The sequence below is a fragment of the Promicromonospora sp. MS192 genome, assembly GCF_049532985.1.
Lineage (GTDB): Bacteria > Actinomycetota > Actinomycetes > Actinomycetales > Cellulomonadaceae > Promicromonospora.
Window position 1 is genome coordinate 3,298,330 of the sequence record NZ_CP186693.1, and the last position, 18,714, is coordinate 3,317,043.

The window sequence follows — 18,714 nt, forward strand, 5'->3', positions numbered from 1 at the left end:
GCCGCAGGGGCAAGGTCAAGCGGGTCAGTCGTCCGGCATCGAGCGGCGGGTGCCGACCGGGCCCGCCGCGCCTGGGAAGGCGAGGGAGCCCGCCGCGACCCACCACTCCATGACGTCGTACGCGAGGCGCCCGGCGACGACGGACGGGTCGCCGTCCGACAGGCGCGCCGCCTCGGCAGGGTCGCAGGCGAAGACGGACATGCCGCGGTAGGCCGGGTCGCTCTGCTCGCCGAACGGACCGTTCGCGACGATCAGGCCGCGGCGGGCCAGGTCGGCACGGTAGGCGAGGTGGCGAGCCTGGAGGGCGTCGAGCTCGTCGTCGGGCAGCTCGGGCGCGCGGTCCGGACGGCGCAGCACGACGACGGTGAGGACGTCGAACGCCTCCGGGATGTCAGGGTTACGCGCCACCGTGTCAGGCTACGACCACCATCGCCGACGCGCGGCACAGAGCGGCGGAGCCTGGTCCCGCGCCGCGTGGTCGGGCCCTCTCTCGGAGGTGTGTTGCTCCGCGTAGACAATGTCTACTCTCAGCAACACACCTCCGCGGGGGTCACTCCCCCGGCGTCGTGTACGCGCCGGCCGCGATGTCCTGCACCAGGGTGGGGCCGGTCGGCTCCCAGCCGAGCCACTCCCGCGTCCGGGTGCTGGTCGCCGAGCCCTCCATACCGAACCAGCGGCCGATCCAGCCGAAGTGCTCGGCGGCGTCGTCCGGGTCGATCGAGGCCACCGGCAGGTCGAGGACGCGGCCGATCGCCTCGGCGATCTCCCGGGTGGACACGCCCTCCTCGGCGGTCGCGTGCAGGCGTACGCCGGCCGGGGCCTTGGCCAGGGCGAGCGCGACGAGCCGGGCGGCGTCGGACCGGTGGACCGCCGCCCAGCGGTTGGTGCCGTCGCCCGGGTAGCCGGAGACGCCGCGGCGTCGGGCCGCCTCGACGACCGCGGCGACGAACCCGTGGTCGCCCGCGCCGTGGACCGTGGGCGCGAACCGGAGGGCCACCGCGTGCACGTCGCGGTCGACGAGGCCGAGCGCCAGGTTCTCCGCGCCGCCGCGCGGCGAGTCCGGGCCGTGGGCCGGGGACGGGTCGTCCTCGGTGGCCGGGCGGCCGTCCGTCAACCCCGCGACGCCCGCCGCGAGCAGGAACGGCCGGCCCGTGCCGGACAGCGCCTCGCCGATGGTCTCGACGGCGGCACGCTCGGCCGCGTTCGACACGGCCGGGTTCGCGAAGTCGTGCTTGTTCGCGAGGTGCAGCACGGCGTCGGCGGCCGCGGCCCCGCGCCGGATGCCGTCGAGATCGTCCAGGTCGCCGCGCTGCACGCTGACGCCCTTGGCGGCCAGGGCGGACGCCGACGCGTCGGACCGGGCCAGCGCCGTGACCGTGTGACCGTCGGCGAGCAGCTCGTCGACGGCGGCAGAACCGATCCAGCCGGATGCTCCGGTGACGAATACCTGCATGGTGGAGTCCTTCCAGTGATGTCAGTGACTGATGTCAGCCACCGACATCACCGTACGCCTGAAGTCAGTCGCTGTCATCATCTAGACTGCGCGCATGGCCCGATGGCAACCCGGTACGAGCGGACGACTGCAGGCTGCTGCCCTGGAGCTGTTCGCCAGCCGCGGCTACGAGCAGACGACGGCCGCCGAGATCGCCCAGGCGGTGGGGCTCACCGAGCGAACCTTCTTCCGGCACTTCACCGACAAGCGCGAGGTGTTGTTCCGCGGGCAGGAACAGCTGACCGACGCGTTCCTCCGGGGCATCACGGCGGCGCCGGACGACGCCACGCCGATGGACGTCGTGGCCGCCGGGCTGGACTCCGGAACGGCGATCTTCCCCGACGAGCGCCGACCGCACTCCCGCCTGCGGCAGTCCGTGATCGTGCAGAACCCCGCCCTGCAGGAACGGGAACGGCACAAGATGTCCCACCTGGCAGCGACGATCGGCGACGCGCTACGGGCCCGCGGCGTCGGCGAGCCTGCGGCGACCCTCGCCGCGGAGTCCGCGAGCACGGTGTTCGGCATCGCGTTCATCCAGTGGATCCGCGAGGGCGAGGACCGCTCGCTCACGGAGATATCCCGGACCGTGCTGAGCGAGCTGCGCGGCCTGGCGGGCGGAAGCCCCGCCCAGCACCCTGCCCGGCACCCTGCCTAGCGCAGCGAGGCCAGGACCGCAGTCGGCACCGACGCCTCGTCCACGTAGCACCAGCCCCAGCCCTCGCCCGGCTCGATCGACCGCATGAGCGGGTGCCCCGTGGCCTCGAAGTGTGCGGTGGCGTGCTTGGCCGGCGAGGAGTCGCAGCAGCCGACCTGCCCGCACACGAGGCAGCTGCGCAGGTGCACCCACGTGCCACCCAGGGCGAGGCACTCCGGGCAGCCCTCCCGCTCGGCGGGCTCGAGGACGGCGACCTGGTCCAGGTGCGTGCAGTCGGTGCTCATGGTCTCGTCCTCACGTCGATCGGCGGGCTCCCGGCGCGGCCGCATCGCGCGCCTGCCGGAATTCTAGGCCGCCACGGCGTCTCGTTCGACGGTGGCAGCACATCCCCCGAGCCCCGGCATGCCGCCCGCCCCGACCGACGCCGGGGCGGGCGAGCGCTCAGTGGTCGGCGAAGAGGCCGCCGTACGCGTTCAGGGCCGGCTGGCCGCCCAGGTGGGCGTAGAGCACGGTGCTGTCGGCGGGAATGTCGCCGCCGGTCACGAGGTCGACCAGGCCGGCCATCGACTTGCCCTCGTAGACGGAGTCGATGATCACGCCCTCCAGACGCCCGGTCAGCCGGATGGCCTCCAGCGTGGACTCCACGGGAATCCCGTACTCGTCGCCGGCCCACCCCGGCAGCACGATGATCTCGTCCTCGCGCAGCGGGCGGCCCACCCCGATGAGCTCCGCCGTGGAGCGGGCGATCCGAGCCACCTGGTCGCGGGTCTCGTCGAGCTTCGCGCTGGCGTCGATGCCGATCACGCGCCGCGGACGGCCGCCCGCCTCCTCCAGCGCCGCGAACCCGGCGATCATGCCCGCCAATGTGGACCCGGTGACCGCGCACACGACGACGGTGTCGAAGAAGACGCCCAGCTCACGCTCCTGCTCCTGCACCTCGTACGCCCAGCGCGCGAACCCGAGGCCGCCCAGCCGGTGGTCGGAGGCTCCGGCCGGGATCGCGTACGGGGTGCCGCCGCGCTCGGTGACGTCGTCGATCGCGCGGGCCCAGGAGTCCTTGAAGCCGATGCCGAACCCGGCCGGGTCGAGCCGCACCTCGGCGCCCATGATCCGGCTGAGCATGATGTTGCCGACGCGGTCGGCGACCGAGTCCGGCCAGTTCACCCAGTTCTCCTGGACCAGCACGGCCTTCAGCCCCAGCGACGCCGCTACGGCCGCGACCTGGCGCGTGTGGTTGGACTGGTAGCCGCCGATCGACACCAGGGTGTCCGCACCCTGGGCGAGCGCGTCCGGCACCAGGTACTCCAGCTTGCGGGTCTTGTTACCGCCGTAGGCGAGACCCGCGTTGCAGTCCTCGCGCTTGGCCCAGATCTCGGCGCCGCCGAGGTGGGCCGTGAGGCGCGGCATCGGGTGGACCGGGCTCGGGCCGAAGGTGAGGGGGTGGCGGGGGAAGTCGGACAGGGGCATGGGTTACTCCTCGTCAGCGGGTGGGGCGGCGGGCGGGGCGGCGGGCGGGGCGGCGGGGACGGCCGCGGGCGGATCGGCGGGGACGGCCGCGGGCAGGTCGGCGGGCGCGGCCGCGGGCGGGTCGGCAGGCAGGGGCGCGGGCAGGTCGGCGGGCGCGGCCGCGGGCGGGGCGGCGGGCACGGCTCCGGGCGGGTCGGCGGCCTCGTCGGTCGGCAGGGTGTACCAGGTGTCGAAGGCGACGGCGGCCGCTGCCTCCACGTCGCCGGCGGCGCACAGCCGGATCAGGTCGTCGTGCCGGGCGAAGGACGCCCGCCCGCCCAGCGACGAGAAGCGCAGCCGTTCGGCCCGGCGCAGCACGGGCGTGAACTGGTCCAGCACCGAGGCCAGCGCCCGGTTCGCCGCCACGGCGACGGGCACGTGGTGCAGGGCGTCGTCAGCACGCAGCGCCCCGTCGACGTCGCCCCGCTCGATCGCCGCGCGGAACTCGCGGGCGGCGTCGCGCATGGTGGCGAGGTCGCCGTCGGTGAGGCCGGGCACGGCGTCACGCACTGCCACCTGGTGCATCGCGGCGACGACGTCGCGTGCACCGCGCACCTCGCGCAGGTCCAGCGAGGCGACCGTCGTGGAGCTGCCGGGCCGGGCCACGACCAGCCCGGCGTCGGCCAGGCGGAGCAGCGCCTCCCGCACCGGGGTACGGCTGACGCCGAGCCACGCCGCGAGGTCGCCGTCGCGCAGCTGCTCCCCCGGGGCGAAGCTGCCGTCGACGATGGCGTCGCGCAGGCGGCCGTAGACGTCGTCGCGCAGGAGTCGGCGGCCGATGGCGGGGACGCTCGCTGGGATGGGCATGCAATATATTGCATACTAGATCGCCAGCCCTGGCAAGAGCCGGGTAGCCCGGCTGTCCTGGCACCGGCTGACTCCGCGGTCCGGCGCACGACTTCGGTCCCTTGCACCTACCTCACACGTGAAATCGGTCAATTGCCGCGAGATCGGTCCTCCGATGGACCGATCTCGGAGCAAGCGACCGATGTCGCGGTCTGCCGCCCCACAAGTGACCGAAGTCAGGGCCGGGGCCGGACGGGTCACGGACGCCAGGCTGAACAGCTACAACCCGACCACCAAACCCGAACCATGCCGCAGCGCTCGCCCCGGCCGGGCCGTCGTGCGGATGCCGTCCTCGACCACAGGGGTACCACCCACCAGGACCCACGGGATGCCGGCGGCGGTGAGACGCGGCTCGTCCGGCGTCGCCCGGTCGGACACCGTGGCCGGGTCGAAGACCACGACGTCGGCCACGTACCCCTCCGCGATCCGCCCGCGGTCGGTCAGTCCGAGCCGCGCCGCGGGCCGGGCGGAGAGGTGCACGACCATCTCCGCGAGCGACAGCACACCCTCCTCCCGCACGTACCGCCCGAGGTACCGCGGGAACGTGCCCGAACCGCGCGGGTGCGGCTTGGCGCCGACCAGGATGCCGTCGCTGCCCCCGGTGTGCCGGCGGTGCCGCATGATCTCGCGCACGTTCTGCTCGTCGCCCACGTGCTGCAGGATGCTCGTGCCGAGCCGGTCGGCGAGCAGCAGGTCGAAGAACACCTCGGCGGGCGCGCGTCCCTCGTCCAGCGCGATGCGGGCCACGGTGCGGCCCACCCGGTCGCCGAGCGCGGCGTCGCGCACGCCCGCGATCTCGATGCTGTCCCAGTCCACGGGCACGCCGTGGCAGCCGTCGCTGCCCACGACCTCGACCTCGTGTGCGATCCACGCCCGCTCGCCGGGGTCGCGCAGCCGCGCGAGCGTGCGCTCCGGACCACCGACGGCGGCGCGGCTCGGCAGCAGCGCGGACAGCGTGGTGGACCCGGGCAGGTAGGGGTAGGAGTCGAGCGTGACGTCGACGCCCGCCTCGATCGCCCTGTCCACGAGCGCGAGCAGCTCGCCGGCCCGCCCGCGGTTCTCCGGGAAGTTCATCGTGGCGTGCGTCAGGTGCAGCGCGCACCCGGCCCGGTGCGCGACGTCGACCATCTCGGCGTACGCGTTCAGGGCACCCGCGCCGTAGGAGCGCTGGTGCGGGGCGTAGAAGCCGCCGTGCCGCGCGACCACCTCGGCCAGCGCGACCAGCTCGTCCGTGTCGGCGAAGATGCCGGGCACGTAGGTGAGCCCCGACGACATGCCGAACGCCCCCTCGCGCATGCCCTGGTCCACCTGCGCGCGCATCGCGGCGATCTCGGACGGCGTGGCGCGCCGGTCGTCCGTGCCCACCACGTTCATCCGGATGGTCCCCTGCGGCAGCAGGTACGCGACGTTCGTGGCGCTCCCCCGCCGGTCCACCTCGGCGAGGTACTCCGCCACGGAGCGCCATGCGAAGTCCACGCCGTCCGGGATGCCGTTCCAGCCCGCGATCTGCTCGCGCACGGTCGCCATCGTCTCGTCGGTGACCGGTGCGTACGAGAGCCCGTCCTGCCCGATCACCTCCGTGGTCACGCCCTGGGTCACCTTCGCCAGGTGCGCGCCGTCGGCCAGGACCGCGAGGTCGGAGTGCGCGTGCATGTCGACGAAGCCGGGCGCCACGGCCAGGCCGTCGGCGTCGATCACGCGCGCGCCAGGGGCGTCGATCCGTCCGCCGACGGCGGCGATGCGCCCGTCGCGCACCAGCACGTCGCCGGTCACGGGCGGGGCGCCGCTGCCGTCGACGACCAGGCCGCCGCGCAGGAGCAGGTCGCCGGTCATCGGTTCACCGCTCCCGTGGCCAGCCCCGCCGCCACGGGACGTCCCGCACCGGGAGCGGCCGCAGCCGCCGCGCGCACCCTGGGGATCTCAGCGCGGGTCGACACGGACCAGGTCCCGGATCCCGCGGGCGTCGAGCGCAGCGCCGTCCGCAGCCGTCGCGCTGGTCACCACGGCCACGGCCACGCCGTCCTCGCGCAGCGCGTGCCAGCGCTCGAAGACCGCGCCGCCCGGGCCGAGCGCGGGGCGGGAGACGGGCAGGTCGTCGGCGTCGACGTCCACCACCACGGCGACCGTGCGCTCGGGCGTGGCCGCGGACCCGGCGCGCCGGGCGTCCGCCACGAGCTCCGCGAAGCGCCGGCCCAGCGGCTTGACCCGGTTCTCGGTGTCGAGCAGGCCGAGGGAGTACTCGAGGTCCTTGTAGTCGCCCAGCTCACGGGTCACGTCGTGCGAGCACCACCAGGTGACGGCGTACAGGTCGTCCGTGGTCAGCGCCGCCTCGATCGTGCGCGCGCAGAACTCCGGCATCTCCGCCTCGGCGAGGTTCATCGAGGGCGCCCCGACCTCCTGCAGCCAGACCTGCCGGCGCGGGTCCGTGGCGAACGCCTTGGACATCTCGATCATCCACTCGGCGTGCCGCACCGACTGCGGCGACAGCGCGCCGTAGGTCGCGGCGGTGCCGTTGAAGATCCAGGAGTGCACCGTGGTCATGTCGCCCTGGCGCGCGGCGTGCACCGGCACGAACGGGTGCTCGTCGCGGTACCAGAGGTGGTCGTTCTCGCTGTGCGTCACCACGTGCCGGGGGTCGCGGTCGCGCGGGGCGCCGAGCAGCGAGGTGAGCCAGTGCGTCACCTCGTCCCGCTTGGCGGGCATCGCGGCCGGGTTGGGTCGCTGGAACTGGTTGAGCTCGTTGCCGAGCGTGAGCCCCAGGAAGTTGGGCTTGTCGCGGACGGCGTCGTAGACCGCCGCGACGAGCGCCGCCTGCGCCTCGATGGCCGGCTGGTCGGTGAACATGTTGCCGTCGTGCCAGTTCACGAGCCAGGCCGGCACGAAGTCGAAGCCCGACATGTGGCCCTGGATCACGTCCACCGCGATGTCGAGGCCGTGCTCGGCGGCGAGGTCGGCCACGAGCGCGATGTCGTCCAGCGCCCGCTGCCGGATCAGGGTGCGGTTGGGCTGCAGCACCGGCCAGAGCGGGAAGACCCGGACGTGATCGACGCCGAGCGCCGCGATCGCCTCGAAGTCGGCGCGCACGACGTCCGGGTCGATCGCCATCCACTGGAACATCCAGTCCTTCGACGGGGTGTAGTTGACGCCGAAGCGCGGGGTGGTGGTCAAGGGCCTGCCTCTCAGGTGACTCAGGATTCCCGGGCGCAAGCAGCCCGGGCGGGGCAACTCAGGCGCGGGTGCCGGGGTCGGCGGACGTCGACTCGCGCACCATGAGCCGGCGTCCGCCGACCATCTGCGACGTGACGTCCTCGCCGCGCACCAGCCGTTCCAGGAGGGCGACGGCGGTACGGGCGCTCTCCTCGACCGGCGCGTCGAGCGCGGTCAGGCGGGGCCGCACGAGGGTGGACACCCAGGAGTCCTCCCACGCGACCACGGAGAGCCGGTCCGGCACGCTCACCCCGAGCTCGGGGGCGTGCGCGACGATCTCGGCGGCGATCACCTCACTGTCGACGATGATCGCCGTGACGTCGCCGATGCGGCCGAGCAGGTCGGCCACGGGGTCGGCCGCCTCGGCGTCCCAGACCGCGTAGGACGGCTCGACGCCGTGGTCGGCGGCAGCGGCCGCAAACCGCCGGTCGCGGGCCTGGGTGTGCGCCAGGCCGGGCGCGTCGTTGATCCGCGCGACGCGACGGTGCCCCAGGCCGGTCAGGTGGGCGAGCACGTCGGCGAACGCGGCGTCGTCGCGCACCGTGACCGCGGGGACCGCGGCGTCCACGGGGGCACCGAGCACCACGGCGGGCGCGCCGAGCTGCCCCACGAGGTCGAGCCGCGGGTCGTCGGTGCGGGCGTCGACGAGCAGGAACGCGTCGACGCGCTGCTCGGCCCACCACTCGCGGTAGACGCGCGCCTCGTCGTCCGCCCCGACGAGCGTGAGGCTGAGCGACCAGCCGATGTCGGCCAGGGGCTGGGTGAGCCCGGCGACCAGGCGCATGAAGAAGGGGTCGCGACCGAAGGTGTCGCTCGCGCGGGCGATCACCAGCCCGAGGCTGCGCCCGCCCTGGCCGGACACCTTGCGGCTGGCGTAGTTGGGGCGCCAGTTGAGCTCGTCGGCGGCCTGCCGGATGCGCTCGGCGGTGGCGGCCGAGACGTTGGGCCGCCCGTTGAAGACGTGGGACACCGCGGACGGCGACACGCCGGCACGGCGGGCCACCGCGGCGATCGTTGCTCGTTTCGGGGGTGTTTCGGTCACGTGCCAGACACTACGGGGGTTGACCCTCCAAAGTAAAGCGGTATACATTCGCGGCCAGCCAGATTGTGTACCGCTTTACAAGGCCCGGCACGCGGACGTGCCCCGCCGTCTCGGCCGATACATCGCAGTTCCGGATCGAAGCTCCAGGAGGTCCCGTGACACAGGGCATCACCAGACGCACGCTGCTCGGTGCGGCGCTCAGCGGCGGCATCATCGCGCCGCTGCTGTCCGGGTGCGGGGCGCTCGTGCCCGCGTCCAGCGGCCCGAACGCCCTGACCGTGCACACCCAGATCAGCGGCGCCGTCGCCGGCGCGCAGGTGTTCTCCGACGTCGTCGCCGCCTACCAGCGCGCCACCGCGCGCAAGGTCGCGCTGCTGAAGAACGGCTCCGACCTGCCGATCGTCTTCGAGACGAGCACCCTGGCGGGCAAGGAGGCGGACGTCGCCATCGTGAACATGATGGGCCGCACGCTGTCCTGGACCCGCCTGGGCGCCACCGTGCCGGTGAACGACTACCTCGACGACTGGGGCCTGCGGGACCTGATCATCCCCGAGGCGCTGGCGGAGTGGACCGACGAGGAGGGCCGCCTGCGCGCCTTCCCGTTCACCCGCACCAACTGGCCGGTGTCGTTCAACACCGGGCTGCTGGAGGAGGCGGGCGTCGGCGCCATCCCGACCACGTCGGACGAGCTGATCGCCGCCGCGGACGCCCTGCGGTCCAAGGGCATCGGCCCCGTGACCGTGGGCGGCTCCGACTGGAGCGGCCAGAAGATGTTCCTGCAGATCCTGCAGGGCTTCATCACCCAGGACGAGGCGCGCACCGTGTTCTCCACGGGCAAGATCTCCGAGAGCCCGGGCGCGATCGCGGGCGTGGAGCACTTCGTCGAGCTGCGCGACGCCGGCGTCTTCGTCGACAACGTCCAGGGTTACACGTCCGACTCCGAGCTCACGCAGTTCAACACCCGCAAGGCCGCCATCGTCCCGGCGATGTCGTCGGCCCTCGCGCTGGTGCCGAACGAGCGCGCGGCCGAGGTGACCGTGGGCGGCTGGCCCATGCCGTCCAGCGGCGGCGTGCTGGAACGCCCCAGCGTCATCAAGAGCTTCAACGGCCACGGCATCTGGATCAGCGAGAACGGCCTCAAGAAGCTCGACCTGATCAAGCCGTTCGTGCAGAACCTGTACACCCCCGAGGTCACGGACCAGTTCATCCTCGGGTCCGGCCGCGACATGAGCCGCATCACCGACACCGTCAGCCAGGACTTCCCGCTGGTCGCCCAGGGCTCACGGCTCACCGACGACGACGTGACCCCCGTGATGCTGCCCGACCTGCTCATCCCCGACGCCGTGTTCGAGCCGATGATCCAGGCGACCGCGCTCGCCTACGGGTCCGCCCCCGCCGACCGCATCATCGACGCCTTCGAGAAGTCGTACCAGGCGGTCTGACCGCTCGAGCTGGGAAAGGACCCCACCCATGACCGCGCTCCTCGACGCCGGCCGCCCCGACACCACCGGTGACGGCACCGCCGCCGCCACGCCCGCCCGCCGCCGCGGAACCCTCCGCGACCGGTTCCCCGGCCTCGCCCTGCCCGCGCTGATCTGGTACGCGGTGTTCATGATCGGCCCCGTGGTCGCGATGTTCGTCATCGCGTTCCTCTCGTGGCCGGGCATGCTCACCACGCCCACCCCCGCGGGCCTCGACAACTTCGCCCGCGTCTTCGCCGACGAGACCTTCTGGACGGCGACCGCGAACTCGGCGGTCCAGATCGTCGTCGGCCTGCCGATCATGATCGGCCTCGCGTTCCTGCTCGCCTTCTACGTGGTGCAGAAGCCGCGCGGCCACCGCGTGCTGCGGTACCTGCTGTTCATCCCGGCGCTCATCTCCGCCCCGGCGACGGCGATGGTCTTCTACGCGATGCTCAACCCGGACGGCCTGGTCAACGGGTTCCTGCGCCCGCTGGGCCTGGAGGGCAACGAGTGGCTCGCCGACCCGGCCACGGCGCTCGGCGCCATCATCGCCGTCGAGCTGTGGAGCGGCATCGGCTACTCGGCGGTGCTCATCGCGTCGCGGCTCGACGGCGTCGAGAGCGAGATCGTGCAGGCCGCACGCCTGGACGGCGCGGGCGACTGGCGGCTGGCCTGGCGCATGTACTGGCCCATCGCCCAGGACTTCATCGGCGTGGTCGCGATGCTCCAGTTCCTGTCCATGCTGTTCAACTCGGCGCAGACCGTGCTGCTGCTCACGCAGGGCGGACCCGAGAACGCGACCACCACGCTCGCGTACCTCATCTACCGCAAGGCGTTCGTCGAGACCGACCTGGGCTACAGCCAGGCCGTCGGCGTCGTCCTCTTCGTGATCGGGCTGCTCGGGATGTGGGCGATCCGCCGCACGCTCCGCGCCACGCACTGATCCCCGATCCGACCTCCCCTGGAGACCCTCATGGCTCAGCGCGCCACCGTCGCCCGGCGACTCCCCCTGCGCGACCGCATCGGCTCGATCACGAGCGGCACGCTCGCGTGGATCTACGCCGCACTGCTGGTGATCCCCTTCTACTACTTCATCGTCTCCTCGTTCAAGACGAACGAGGAGATCTTCGAGTCGCCGCTCGCGTTGCCGACGACGTTCGACTTCTCCAACTTCACGACGGCGATCCAGCAGGCCGACCTCGGCCTCGCCGTCGCCAACTCCGCCCTGACCACGGTCGCCGCGCTCGTGCTGACCCTGCTGCTCGCGCTGCCGGCGTCGTTCGCGCTGGCGCGGGCGCGCGGGCGGGCCGGCAAGATCGTCGAGAGCGTCTTCGCGCTCGGGTTCCTCATCCCGTCGTTCGCGGCGCTGTTCCCCACGTTCCTGCTCGCCGCCGCGCTCGGCCTGTTCCACACCCGCACGTTCGTGGTGTTCCTGCTGCCGGCCACCGCGCTGCCCCTGTCGATCGTCATCCTCACCTCGTTCATGCGCACCATCCCGCGCGAGCTGGAGGAGGCGGCCTCGATGGACGGCGCGTCGTCGCTCCAGGTGCTGCGGCAGGTCTACCTGCCCATCTGCGTGCCGGGCATCGCGACGGTGCTGCTGCTGAACTTCCTGTCGTTCTGGAACGCGTACCTGTACCCGCTGATCCTGATCGGCCCCGACACCGCGCAGCGCACCATCCAGGTGGCGCTGCCCACGCTCAAGGTCGACGCCGGTACCGACTACGGCGTGCTCATGGCCGGCACCCTGTTCACACTGTTGCCCGTGTACCTCGTCTACACCGTGCTCCAGCGCCAGATGCAGCGCGCGCTGCTGTCGGGGGCGGTCAAGGGATGACGCACCCCCACCTGTCGGACGTGCGGGCCACCCCGGTGACCCGCACGTCCGGCACGAGCGCGGCGTCGCTGCCGCTCGCCACCCGGATCGGCCAGGTCAACCAGCGTCTCAAGGGCTGGGAGGCGGTCCGCTGGGTCGACGGCGCACCCCGCGTCACCGACCTGCTGCGCCGCGAGGTGGACCGCTGGGGCGGGCTCGGCGCGGTCTACGGCGTGCTCCGCGCGGACCCGTGGTCCGCGGTGCGCTGGGACAACGGCGTACCGCCCGAGCGCAGCGCCGAGGCCTACGCCGCCGTGCAGGAGCACGTGACCACCTACGGCGACGGCATCCCGGTGCTATTCGTCGAGGAGGCGCCCCACGGCCTCATGGCGCTGGGCGGCACCACGCTGCCCGTGAACCTCGCACTCGGCGCCGGCATGGACGCCGACCTGACCGAGGAGCTCGCGGCCGCCGTCGCCGCCGAGGCCCGGGCCCGTGGCACCCACGTCACGCTGGTCTCCGGGCTGGACGTGCTGCGCGACCCACGCTGGGGCCGCGCCGAGGAGTGCTTCTCGGAGGACCCGGCGCTGGCCGCCCTGCTGGTCGAGGCCACGGTCCGCGGCATGCAGGGCACCGCCTCGGCCGGCGACCCGATCGACGGCGCGCACGTGGCCGTCGTGGCCAAGCACCTCGCCGCCCAGGGCGCCGGCATGGGCGGGCGCAACGGCTCGGGTGCGCCGATCGGCCGGCGCGAGCTCGGCGAGATCCACCTGCGGCCCGCGCACGCCGCCGCACGCGCGGGCGTCGCCGGCTTCATGGCTGCCTACAACGACATCGACGGGGTGCCCTGCAGCGCGAACGAGGACCTGCTCACGGGCACCCTCCGTGAGCGGTGGGGCTGGGAGGGCGTCGTCATGGCGGACGGCACCGCCGTCGACCGGCTCCGCGACAGCTCGCCCGACCCCGCCTCCGCCGCGGCCCTCGCCCTGCGGGCCGGCGTCGACCTGAGCCTCTGGGACGAGGCGTTCACGCACCTGGAGACCGCGATCGACCGCGGGCTCGTCGCCGAGGCGACGCTGGACCGCGCGGTCGACCGGGTGCTCGGCCTGAAGCGGCGGCTGGGCCTGCTCGGCGACGCACCTCGCGATGCCGCAGGGCAGGCCGACGCGACCGCCGGCCGTGACGTGGTGGCGCTCGTGGAGCGGGCCGCCCGGCAGTCCGTGGTCCTCGTCGACGACGGCGGGCTGCTCCCCCTGCGCCCGGGCGCGACGGTGGCCGTCGTCGGGCCGAACGCGGACGACCTGGAGGCGCAGCTCGGCGACTACACGCCGCCGCGCCCCGTGCCCGATCCTGCTGCCTCGACCGTGCGCTCCGCGCTCACGGCGCGGTTCGGCGCCGAGCGCGTGCGGCACGCCGAGGGCAGCCGCCTGCGGGCGCCGCTCGACGATCCCGGCGCGCTCGACGCCGTGCGGGCCGCCTGCGCGGGCGCCGACGTCTGCGTCGTCGTGCTCGGCGGCACCAGCCGGCGCACCTACGACGACGAGTTCGCCGACAACGGCGCCGTCGCGGGCCCCGCCCGTGACACGACGAACGGCGAGGGCGTCGACCTGTCGTCGGTGGCGCTGCCCGAGGCGCAGCTCGCCGTGGCCCGCGCCGCGCGCGAGTCCGGGGCGCCGGTGGTCGGCGTCGTGATCGACGGACGGCCCCGCGCGCTGACCGCCCTCCGGGACCTGGTGGACGCGCTGCTCGTCGTGCCGTTCCCCGGCCCGGCCGGCGGGGAGGCGGTCGCCGCCGCGCTGTGCGACGGGACGGCCTCCGGCCGGCTGCCCGCGACGTTCCCCGCCGACGACGGGGTGCTGCCCGTGGCGCACGACGAGCGGCGCGAGACCGCACGGGGCTACGTCGACACGGACGTGCTCCGGGCGCTGCCGTTCGGCACCGCGCACGTGGACGGCACGACGTCGCGTCTGGCCGGGACCGCGGGCGGGCCGGCGATCACGGCGGCTGCCCTGGCCGACGGCGGCGGGGTGCGGCTGACCGTCGAGGTCACGAGCACCGCCGCGACGGACCGGTCCCTCTCCGTGCCGCTCTACGGCCGCCGGCACGAGCGGGGTGTGCGGCCGCGGCGCCGGCAGCTCCTCGCCGTGCGGCGTACCGTCGTCCCCGCGGGCGGCACCACCACGGTGCCGTTCGACCTGGGCCTCGACCAGCTCGGGTCGTGGGCGGGCGGCGAGCCCGTGGCCGACCCGGTCACGCTCAGCATCTGGTGCACACCGGAGCCCGACCCGCCAGCCGACGCCGTCACGGTCCGGGTCACCGACGAGAACGGAGCCACTCCTTGGGAACGATGACGTCCACCCACCTCGACCCCGCGATCACGACGACGCTGCGGGACGCCGCCGACCGGGTCCGCGCCACCTCGGGCGCCCGGGTCGGGGACATGGTCGAGGCCGCGCTGCTGCGCACCCTCACCGACACGATCACCCTCGGCGAGGACGGCAGCGCGTTCGTCATCACCGGCGACATCCCCGCGATGTGGCTGCGTGACTCGACGACCCAGCTCACGCCCTACCTGCGGTTCCTCGGCTCGTGCCCGCCGCTGGCCGACCTGGTGGCCGCCGTCGTGCGCCGCCAGCTCGCCTGCCTGGACCACGACCCGTACGCGAACGCGTTCAACGACGGGCCGACGGGCGCCCACTACGACCCCGAGGACGTGTGCGACGACCCGCACGTCTGGGAGCAGAAGTACGAGATCGACAGCCTCGCCTACCCCGTGACGCTCGCCCACACCCTGTGGCGGGCCACGGGCCGCACGGACTTTCTCGACGAGCGGGCCCACCGGGTGCTGCGCACGATCGTGGACCAGCTCCGGACCGAGCAGGACCACGACGCGTCGGCCTACCGGTTCCAGCGCGACACCACGATCCCGACCGAGACGCTGGCTCGCGAGGGACGCGGCACCGCGGTCGGGCGCACGGGCATGACGTGGAGCGGGTTCCGCCCGTCCGACGACGCCTGCACCTACGGCTACAACGTCCCGGCGAACCTGTTCGCGGCACAGGCCCTGCTCGCCGTGGCCGACCTCGCGGCCGGGGTGCTCGGCGACGAGAGGCTGGCCGACGACGCGCGGACGCTGTCGGGCGAGCTCGTGACGGGTGTCGAGCAGTTCGGCATCGTCACGGAGCCCGGTCCGTCAGGCGACGCGCCCGGCGTCCGCACGTACGCCTACGAGGTGGACGGGCTCGGCGGGGTGCTGCGGATGGACGACGCGAACACGCCGTCGCTGCTGTCGCTGCCGCTGAACGCCCCCGACGTGCTCGACGCGCACGTCTGGCGCGCGACCCGGGAGTTCGTGCTGAGCCCGGCCAACCCGTACTACATGACGGGCACGGCGGCGAGCGGCGTCGGCAGCCCGCACACCCTGCCGGGCCGCGTGTGGCCCATCGCGCTGGCCGTCGAGGCGCTCACCGGGACGCCCGAGGACCGGGTCCGGATCCTCGACGTCCTCGCCCGGACCGACGGCGGCACGGGGCGCATGCACGAGTCGTTCGACGCCTCGGACCCGACCGCGTACTCCCGCCCGTGGTTCTCGTGGGCCGACTCGATGTTCTGCGAGGTCGCCCTGGTGGTGGCGGACGAGACCCGCGCCTGACGACGTGTGCTAGCGTCGCCGCAGATCGTGACCCGAGCCGAGGAGGTGAGACCCGTGGACGCAGTGACCGTACCGGGTGCTCCCCCGCAGCCCACGATCGCGCGGCGGCGCTAGCCGCCTCCGGGAGCACCCGCCCACGCACCACGCGAGAGGCGACTCCCATGAGCACCACACCTTCCTCAGCCCTGCCCCCCGTACCGTCCGTCGACGCCACCGGGCGCATACCCGCCGGCGAGCGTGCGCTCGTCCTGGGCGGTGGCGGATCCACCGGCAACGCGTGGCTGATCGGCGTCGTCGCCGGTCTGGCCGAGGCCGGGCTGGACGTGACCACCGCCGACCTCACCGTCGGCACGTCGGCCGGCTCGACCGCCGCGGCCCAGCTCGCGGGCGCGAGCCCGGCCGAGCTGCTCGACGGCGCCCTGACGGCCCCTCCGCCCCGGACCGCTCCGGCGAGCACCGGGCGGACCGCCCCGGCGGCGCACGGCAGGACCGACCCCGCGGCGCCGGTGACCGACCACCTGGCGCGGATGCGCGCGATCATCGACGCCGCCACGGACCCGGCCGACCTGCGCCGCAGGGTGGGTGCGGCGGCCCTCGACCTGGCCGGGACGCAGGACGAGCACCGGCAGGAGCGGTGGCGGGCGATCGTCGCCGCGCGGCTGCCCGTCCAGACCTGGCCCCGGCGGACGGTGCTGCTCACCGCCGTGGACGCCCGCACGGGCGCCCCGGTCGTGTTCGACCGGTCCAGCGGCGTGGACCTGGCCGACGCCGTGGCCGCGAGCTGCTCCAGCGGCGCCGCCTACGCGATCGGCGACGGCCGGTACATCGACGGCGGCTACCGCACCAACGCCGAGAACGCCGACCTGGCCGCCGGGTACGCGCGCGTGCTCGTGCTGTCGCCGCTGGGCGGCCGGACGCTCACGCCGGCCGCCTGGGGCCTCGACCTCGCCACCCAGGTCGAGGCGTTGCGGGCGGGCGGCAGCCGGGTCGAGACCGTGGCCCCGGGCCCCGACGCGGAGCACCTGTTCGGCGTCAACGCGATGGACGGGACCCTGCGGCCGCTCGCCGCCCGGGCCGGCCGGGACCAGGGCAAGGCCCTCGCCGAGCGGCTGGGCGAGCTCTGGGGCTGACGCGGTCCGGGCCGCGCGGGGCCGCACGGCCCCGCGCGGTCAGGCGCTCCGGGGTGTCTCCGGCGGGATCAGGCCGAGCTGGCCGGCGCGCGCGAGGGCACTGGTGCGGCTCGATGCGTTGAGCTTGCGGTAGACCTTGCGCACCTGGGTACGCACGGTGTTGACCGAGACGCCGTGGGCCGCCGCCATGCGTACAGCGCTGTCACCGGCGGCCAGCCCGGCCAGTACCGCGCGTTCCCGCCGGGTGAGCAGCACGATCGGTCCGGAGGTGGGGTGCCGGTCGTCGTCGGCGGACCGCATGGCCCCCACGTCGCGGGGGTCGGTGCCGGTCAGCCGGCACAGCTCCAGCATCTCGGAGCGGGGGAACAGCGCGAACGGGGCGTACAGCCCCTGCCGCCCGACCTCGACCGCGTGGTCGAAGCGCGTGCGGGCCCCGTCGAGATCTCCCGTGCGCAGGTGCGCCAGGGCGATGACGAGCTGGAGCTCCAGCGCGTCGCGCGGGGTCACCGCGGCGTCGCGCGCCGCCCGCCCGGCCACCGCCAGCGCACCGTCCGTGTCGCCGGCCAGGAGCCGCACCCGGGCGACGGGCGGCAGCAGGTCGCCGGCACCGGCGCTCTCGGCAAGTGCCACCACCCGGTTGCCCTCCCCGCTCGCGGCCAGCAGGTCGGCGTGCGCGCGCAGCAGCACGGGGTGCGCGCCAGGGCCCGGGCGGGCCGCCATCCCGTGCGCGAAGCAGGCCGCGTCCAGCCCGAGCAGACCGCTCACCGGCTCCCCGGAGGCCACCGCGTACGCCGCCCGGGCGGCCGCGAGGAACGGCCACAGGTCACCCTGCTCCTCGGCGGAACCCGCCCGGTCGAGCGCCTGCCGCGCGGTGGAGAGGTCCAGCCGGTCGATCGCCAGGAGGGCCTGGGCGATGGTCGCACCCAGGAGCAGGTGCCCCTCGAGCCAGGCCGGCACCGGCCCGCTGCGCCGGATGCGCTCCAGCCAGGCCCCGGCCATCCCGTGGTGCCCGCGCACGGCGGCCAGCAGCGCGAGGTTCGCGGCGGCCGAGGCGCCCGCGAAGTGCTGGAACGGGGGCGGGCCTGCCTGCTCGTGGGCGCGCCGAAGGTGCCCGACCGCGTCGGCGGGACGTCCCGCGAGCATCTCCGTCACGCCCCGGTTCAGGGCGATCAGCCCCGGACGCCCCACGCGGCGGTCCGCGCTCCAGGGCAGCGCACCGGTGGCATCCGTCCGGAGCAGGTGCTCCTCGAGCCAGGCGCCGATCCCCTCCGCGGTGCGGTACTGGCCGCGGGCCCGCGCCGCGTGCATCGCGAGCACCCCGGCGGCGACCGCGTCGCCGGGGCGCGTGAACGAGCGGAGCCGCTTCGACAGACGCACGCCGTGCAGCTCGAACAGGCGCATCGCGGCCCGGAGCCGGACGTCGTCACCCGCCTCGGCGAGCTGGTAGGCCAGCACGCCGGCCATGAGCAGCCGGGGACGCCGGGCAGTCACCGTGGCGGGCAGCCGTTCGAGCAGGCCGAGCAGCTCCGTGCCGTAGCGGGCGGGCAGCTCGAACCACCAGCGGTCCGCCAGGTCCTCCAGCGTGTCCAGGTCTCCCGCGGAGAAGGCCCGCAGAGCGCCGTCGTCAAGAGTCCGGCCGGTCCCTGCCCGGAACACCGGTGCGGACGGCTCCGCCCACGCAACATCGTCGGACAAAGTGGGTGCATCCCCTTTCCACCGTGCCGTCGGCGCGCTTCCGCGATGCCGGGTGCGGGCGCCGGGACGCCGTGTGGCCCCACGACCCGCGGGCGGGGGCGGAACGAGCGGCGTCTCCGGCGTCTTCCCTGTTCAGGGGCGCACCGGCACGGGTGCTGCAGGAGTGGTCCGTCGTTTCCGACGAACCATTCGACGGCACTATAAGACATT

General features: G+C 74.2%; 16 protein-coding genes. 7 read left to right on the forward strand and 9 right to left on the reverse strand.

Annotation, left to right across the window (positions count from 1 at the left end):
* Positions 1-24: 24 nt before the first annotated feature.
* Positions 25-408, reverse strand: a complete 384-nt coding sequence (locus ACO229_RS14880; RefSeq protein WP_397429882.1) for a YciI family protein — start codon at positions 406-408, stop codon at positions 25-27.
* A 142-nt stretch (positions 409-550) separates the two neighbouring features.
* Positions 551-1,453 (reverse strand): SDR family oxidoreductase, encoded by a 903-nt coding sequence (locus ACO229_RS14885; protein WP_423461963.1) that lies wholly within the window; start codon positions 1,451-1,453, stop codon positions 551-553.
* Between the two features lie 94 nt (positions 1,454-1,547).
* On the opposite strand from ACO229_RS14885, the gene ACO229_RS14890 reads away from it, so the two are divergent.
* Positions 1,548-2,147: a TetR/AcrR family transcriptional regulator gene (locus tag ACO229_RS14890; protein ID WP_397429880.1), complete on the forward strand. Its 600-nt coding sequence runs from the start codon at positions 1,548-1,550 to the stop codon at positions 2,145-2,147.
* Here ACO229_RS14890 and ACO229_RS14895 read toward each other — a convergent pair.
* The 6 genes from ACO229_RS14895 to ACO229_RS14920 all read right to left on the reverse strand — a co-directional run bounded on the left by ACO229_RS14895 (position 2,144) and on the right by ACO229_RS14920 (position 8,748).
* Positions 2,144-2,431, reverse strand: coding sequence for a ubiquitin carboxyl-terminal hydrolase 14 (locus ACO229_RS14895; protein WP_397429879.1), 288 nt, complete (start codon positions 2,429-2,431; stop codon positions 2,144-2,146). The genes ACO229_RS14890 and ACO229_RS14895 overlap by 4 nt on opposite strands.
* Before the next feature lie 157 nt (positions 2,432-2,588).
* The gene (locus tag ACO229_RS14900) at positions 2,589-3,614 is read right to left on the reverse strand and encodes a 1-aminocyclopropane-1-carboxylate deaminase (protein ID WP_423461964.1); all 1,026 of its coding nucleotides are present in this window, start codon (positions 3,612-3,614) and stop codon (positions 2,589-2,591) included.
* A 3-nt stretch (positions 3,615-3,617) separates the two neighbouring features.
* Positions 3,618-4,460 carry a GntR family transcriptional regulator gene (locus ACO229_RS14905; protein WP_423461965.1) on the reverse strand — a complete coding sequence of 281 codons (843 nt, stop codon included), beginning with the start codon at positions 4,458-4,460 and terminating at the stop codon, positions 3,618-3,620.
* Positions 4,461-4,718: 258 nt separating this feature from the next.
* A complete protein-coding gene (locus tag ACO229_RS14910; protein WP_423461966.1) occupies positions 4,719-6,332 on the reverse strand; it encodes an N-acyl-D-amino-acid deacylase family protein in 1,614 nt (537 codons plus the stop codon).
* A gap of 87 nt (positions 6,333-6,419) precedes the next feature.
* Positions 6,420-7,667 (reverse strand): glycoside hydrolase 5 family protein, encoded by a 1,248-nt coding sequence (locus ACO229_RS14915; RefSeq protein WP_423461967.1) that lies wholly within the window; start codon positions 7,665-7,667, stop codon positions 6,420-6,422.
* 58 nt (positions 7,668-7,725) lie between these two features.
* On the reverse strand, positions 7,726-8,748 hold the full coding sequence (locus ACO229_RS14920; RefSeq protein ID WP_423461968.1) for a LacI family DNA-binding transcriptional regulator: 1,023 nt from the start codon (positions 8,746-8,748) through the stop codon (positions 7,726-7,728).
* Positions 8,749-8,903: 155 nt separating this feature from the next.
* Here ACO229_RS14920 and ACO229_RS14925 point away from each other — a divergent pair, with 155 nt between their 5' ends.
* The 6 genes from ACO229_RS14925 (at position 8,904) to ACO229_RS14950 (ending at position 16,809) form a co-directional block, all read left to right on the forward strand.
* Complete coding sequence (locus tag ACO229_RS14925; protein ID WP_423461969.1) at positions 8,904-10,190, forward strand: ABC transporter substrate-binding protein; 1,287 nt, start codon at positions 8,904-8,906, stop codon at positions 10,188-10,190.
* A gap of 28 nt (positions 10,191-10,218) precedes the next feature.
* Complete coding sequence (locus tag ACO229_RS14930; RefSeq protein WP_397429872.1) at positions 10,219-11,154, forward strand: carbohydrate ABC transporter permease; 936 nt, start codon at positions 10,219-10,221, stop codon at positions 11,152-11,154.
* A 30-nt stretch (positions 11,155-11,184) separates the two neighbouring features.
* A complete protein-coding gene (locus tag ACO229_RS14935) occupies positions 11,185-12,048 on the forward strand; it encodes a carbohydrate ABC transporter permease (RefSeq protein ID WP_423461970.1) in 864 nt (287 codons plus the stop codon).
* On the forward strand, positions 12,045-14,378 hold the full coding sequence (locus ACO229_RS14940) for a glycoside hydrolase family 3 N-terminal domain-containing protein (protein WP_423461971.1): 2,334 nt from the start codon (positions 12,045-12,047) through the stop codon (positions 14,376-14,378). Before ACO229_RS14935 ends, ACO229_RS14940 begins: the two co-directional genes overlap by 4 nt.
* The gene (locus ACO229_RS14945) at positions 14,375-15,679 is read left to right on the forward strand and encodes a glycoside hydrolase family 125 protein (RefSeq protein WP_423461972.1); all 1,305 of its coding nucleotides are present in this window, start codon (positions 14,375-14,377) and stop codon (positions 15,677-15,679) included. The genes ACO229_RS14940 and ACO229_RS14945 overlap by 4 nt, the downstream gene beginning before the upstream one ends.
* A 161-nt stretch (positions 15,680-15,840) precedes the next feature.
* Complete coding sequence (locus tag ACO229_RS14950) at positions 15,841-16,809, forward strand: patatin-like phospholipase family protein (RefSeq protein WP_397429868.1); 969 nt, start codon at positions 15,841-15,843, stop codon at positions 16,807-16,809.
* Between the two features lie 39 nt (positions 16,810-16,848).
* Here ACO229_RS14950 and ACO229_RS14955 read toward each other — a convergent pair whose 3' ends face one another.
* Complete coding sequence (locus ACO229_RS14955) at positions 16,849-18,504, reverse strand: LuxR C-terminal-related transcriptional regulator (protein WP_423461973.1); 1,656 nt, start codon at positions 18,502-18,504, stop codon at positions 16,849-16,851.
* Positions 18,505-18,714: the final 210 nt, after the last annotated feature.

What these genes read in the sequence shown, in the direction of transcription:
- ACO229_RS14885 (WP_423461963.1), bottom strand. Translation starts at nt 1,453, where the DNA reads ATGCAGGTATTCGTCACCGGAGCATCCGGCTGGATCGGTTCTGCCGCC.
- ACO229_RS14890 (WP_397429880.1), top strand. Translation starts at nt 1,548, where the DNA reads ATGGCCCGATGGCAACCCGGTACGAGCGGACGACTGCAGGCTGCTGCC.
- ACO229_RS14895 (WP_397429879.1), bottom strand. Translation starts at nt 2,431, where the DNA reads ATGAGCACCGACTGCACGCACCTGGACCAGGTCGCCGTCCTCGAGCCC.
- ACO229_RS14900 (WP_423461964.1), bottom strand. Translation starts at nt 3,614, where the DNA reads ATGCCCCTGTCCGACTTCCCCCGCCACCCCCTCACCTTCGGCCCGAGC.
- ACO229_RS14905 (WP_423461965.1), bottom strand. Translation starts at nt 4,460, where the DNA reads ATGCCCATCCCAGCGAGCGTCCCCGCCATCGGCCGCCGACTCCTGCGC.
- ACO229_RS14910 (WP_423461966.1), bottom strand. Translation starts at nt 6,332, where the DNA reads ATGACCGGCGACCTGCTCCTGCGCGGCGGCCTGGTCGTCGACGGCAGC.
- ACO229_RS14930 (WP_397429872.1), top strand. Translation starts at nt 10,219, where the DNA reads ATGACCGCGCTCCTCGACGCCGGCCGCCCCGACACCACCGGTGACGGC.
- ACO229_RS14935 (WP_423461970.1), top strand. Translation starts at nt 11,185, where the DNA reads ATGGCTCAGCGCGCCACCGTCGCCCGGCGACTCCCCCTGCGCGACCGC.
- ACO229_RS14940 (WP_423461971.1), top strand. Translation starts at nt 12,045, where the DNA reads ATGACGCACCCCCACCTGTCGGACGTGCGGGCCACCCCGGTGACCCGC.
- ACO229_RS14945 (WP_423461972.1), top strand. Translation starts at nt 14,375, where the DNA reads ATGACGTCCACCCACCTCGACCCCGCGATCACGACGACGCTGCGGGAC.
- ACO229_RS14950 (WP_397429868.1), top strand. Translation starts at nt 15,841, where the DNA reads ATGAGCACCACACCTTCCTCAGCCCTGCCCCCCGTACCGTCCGTCGAC.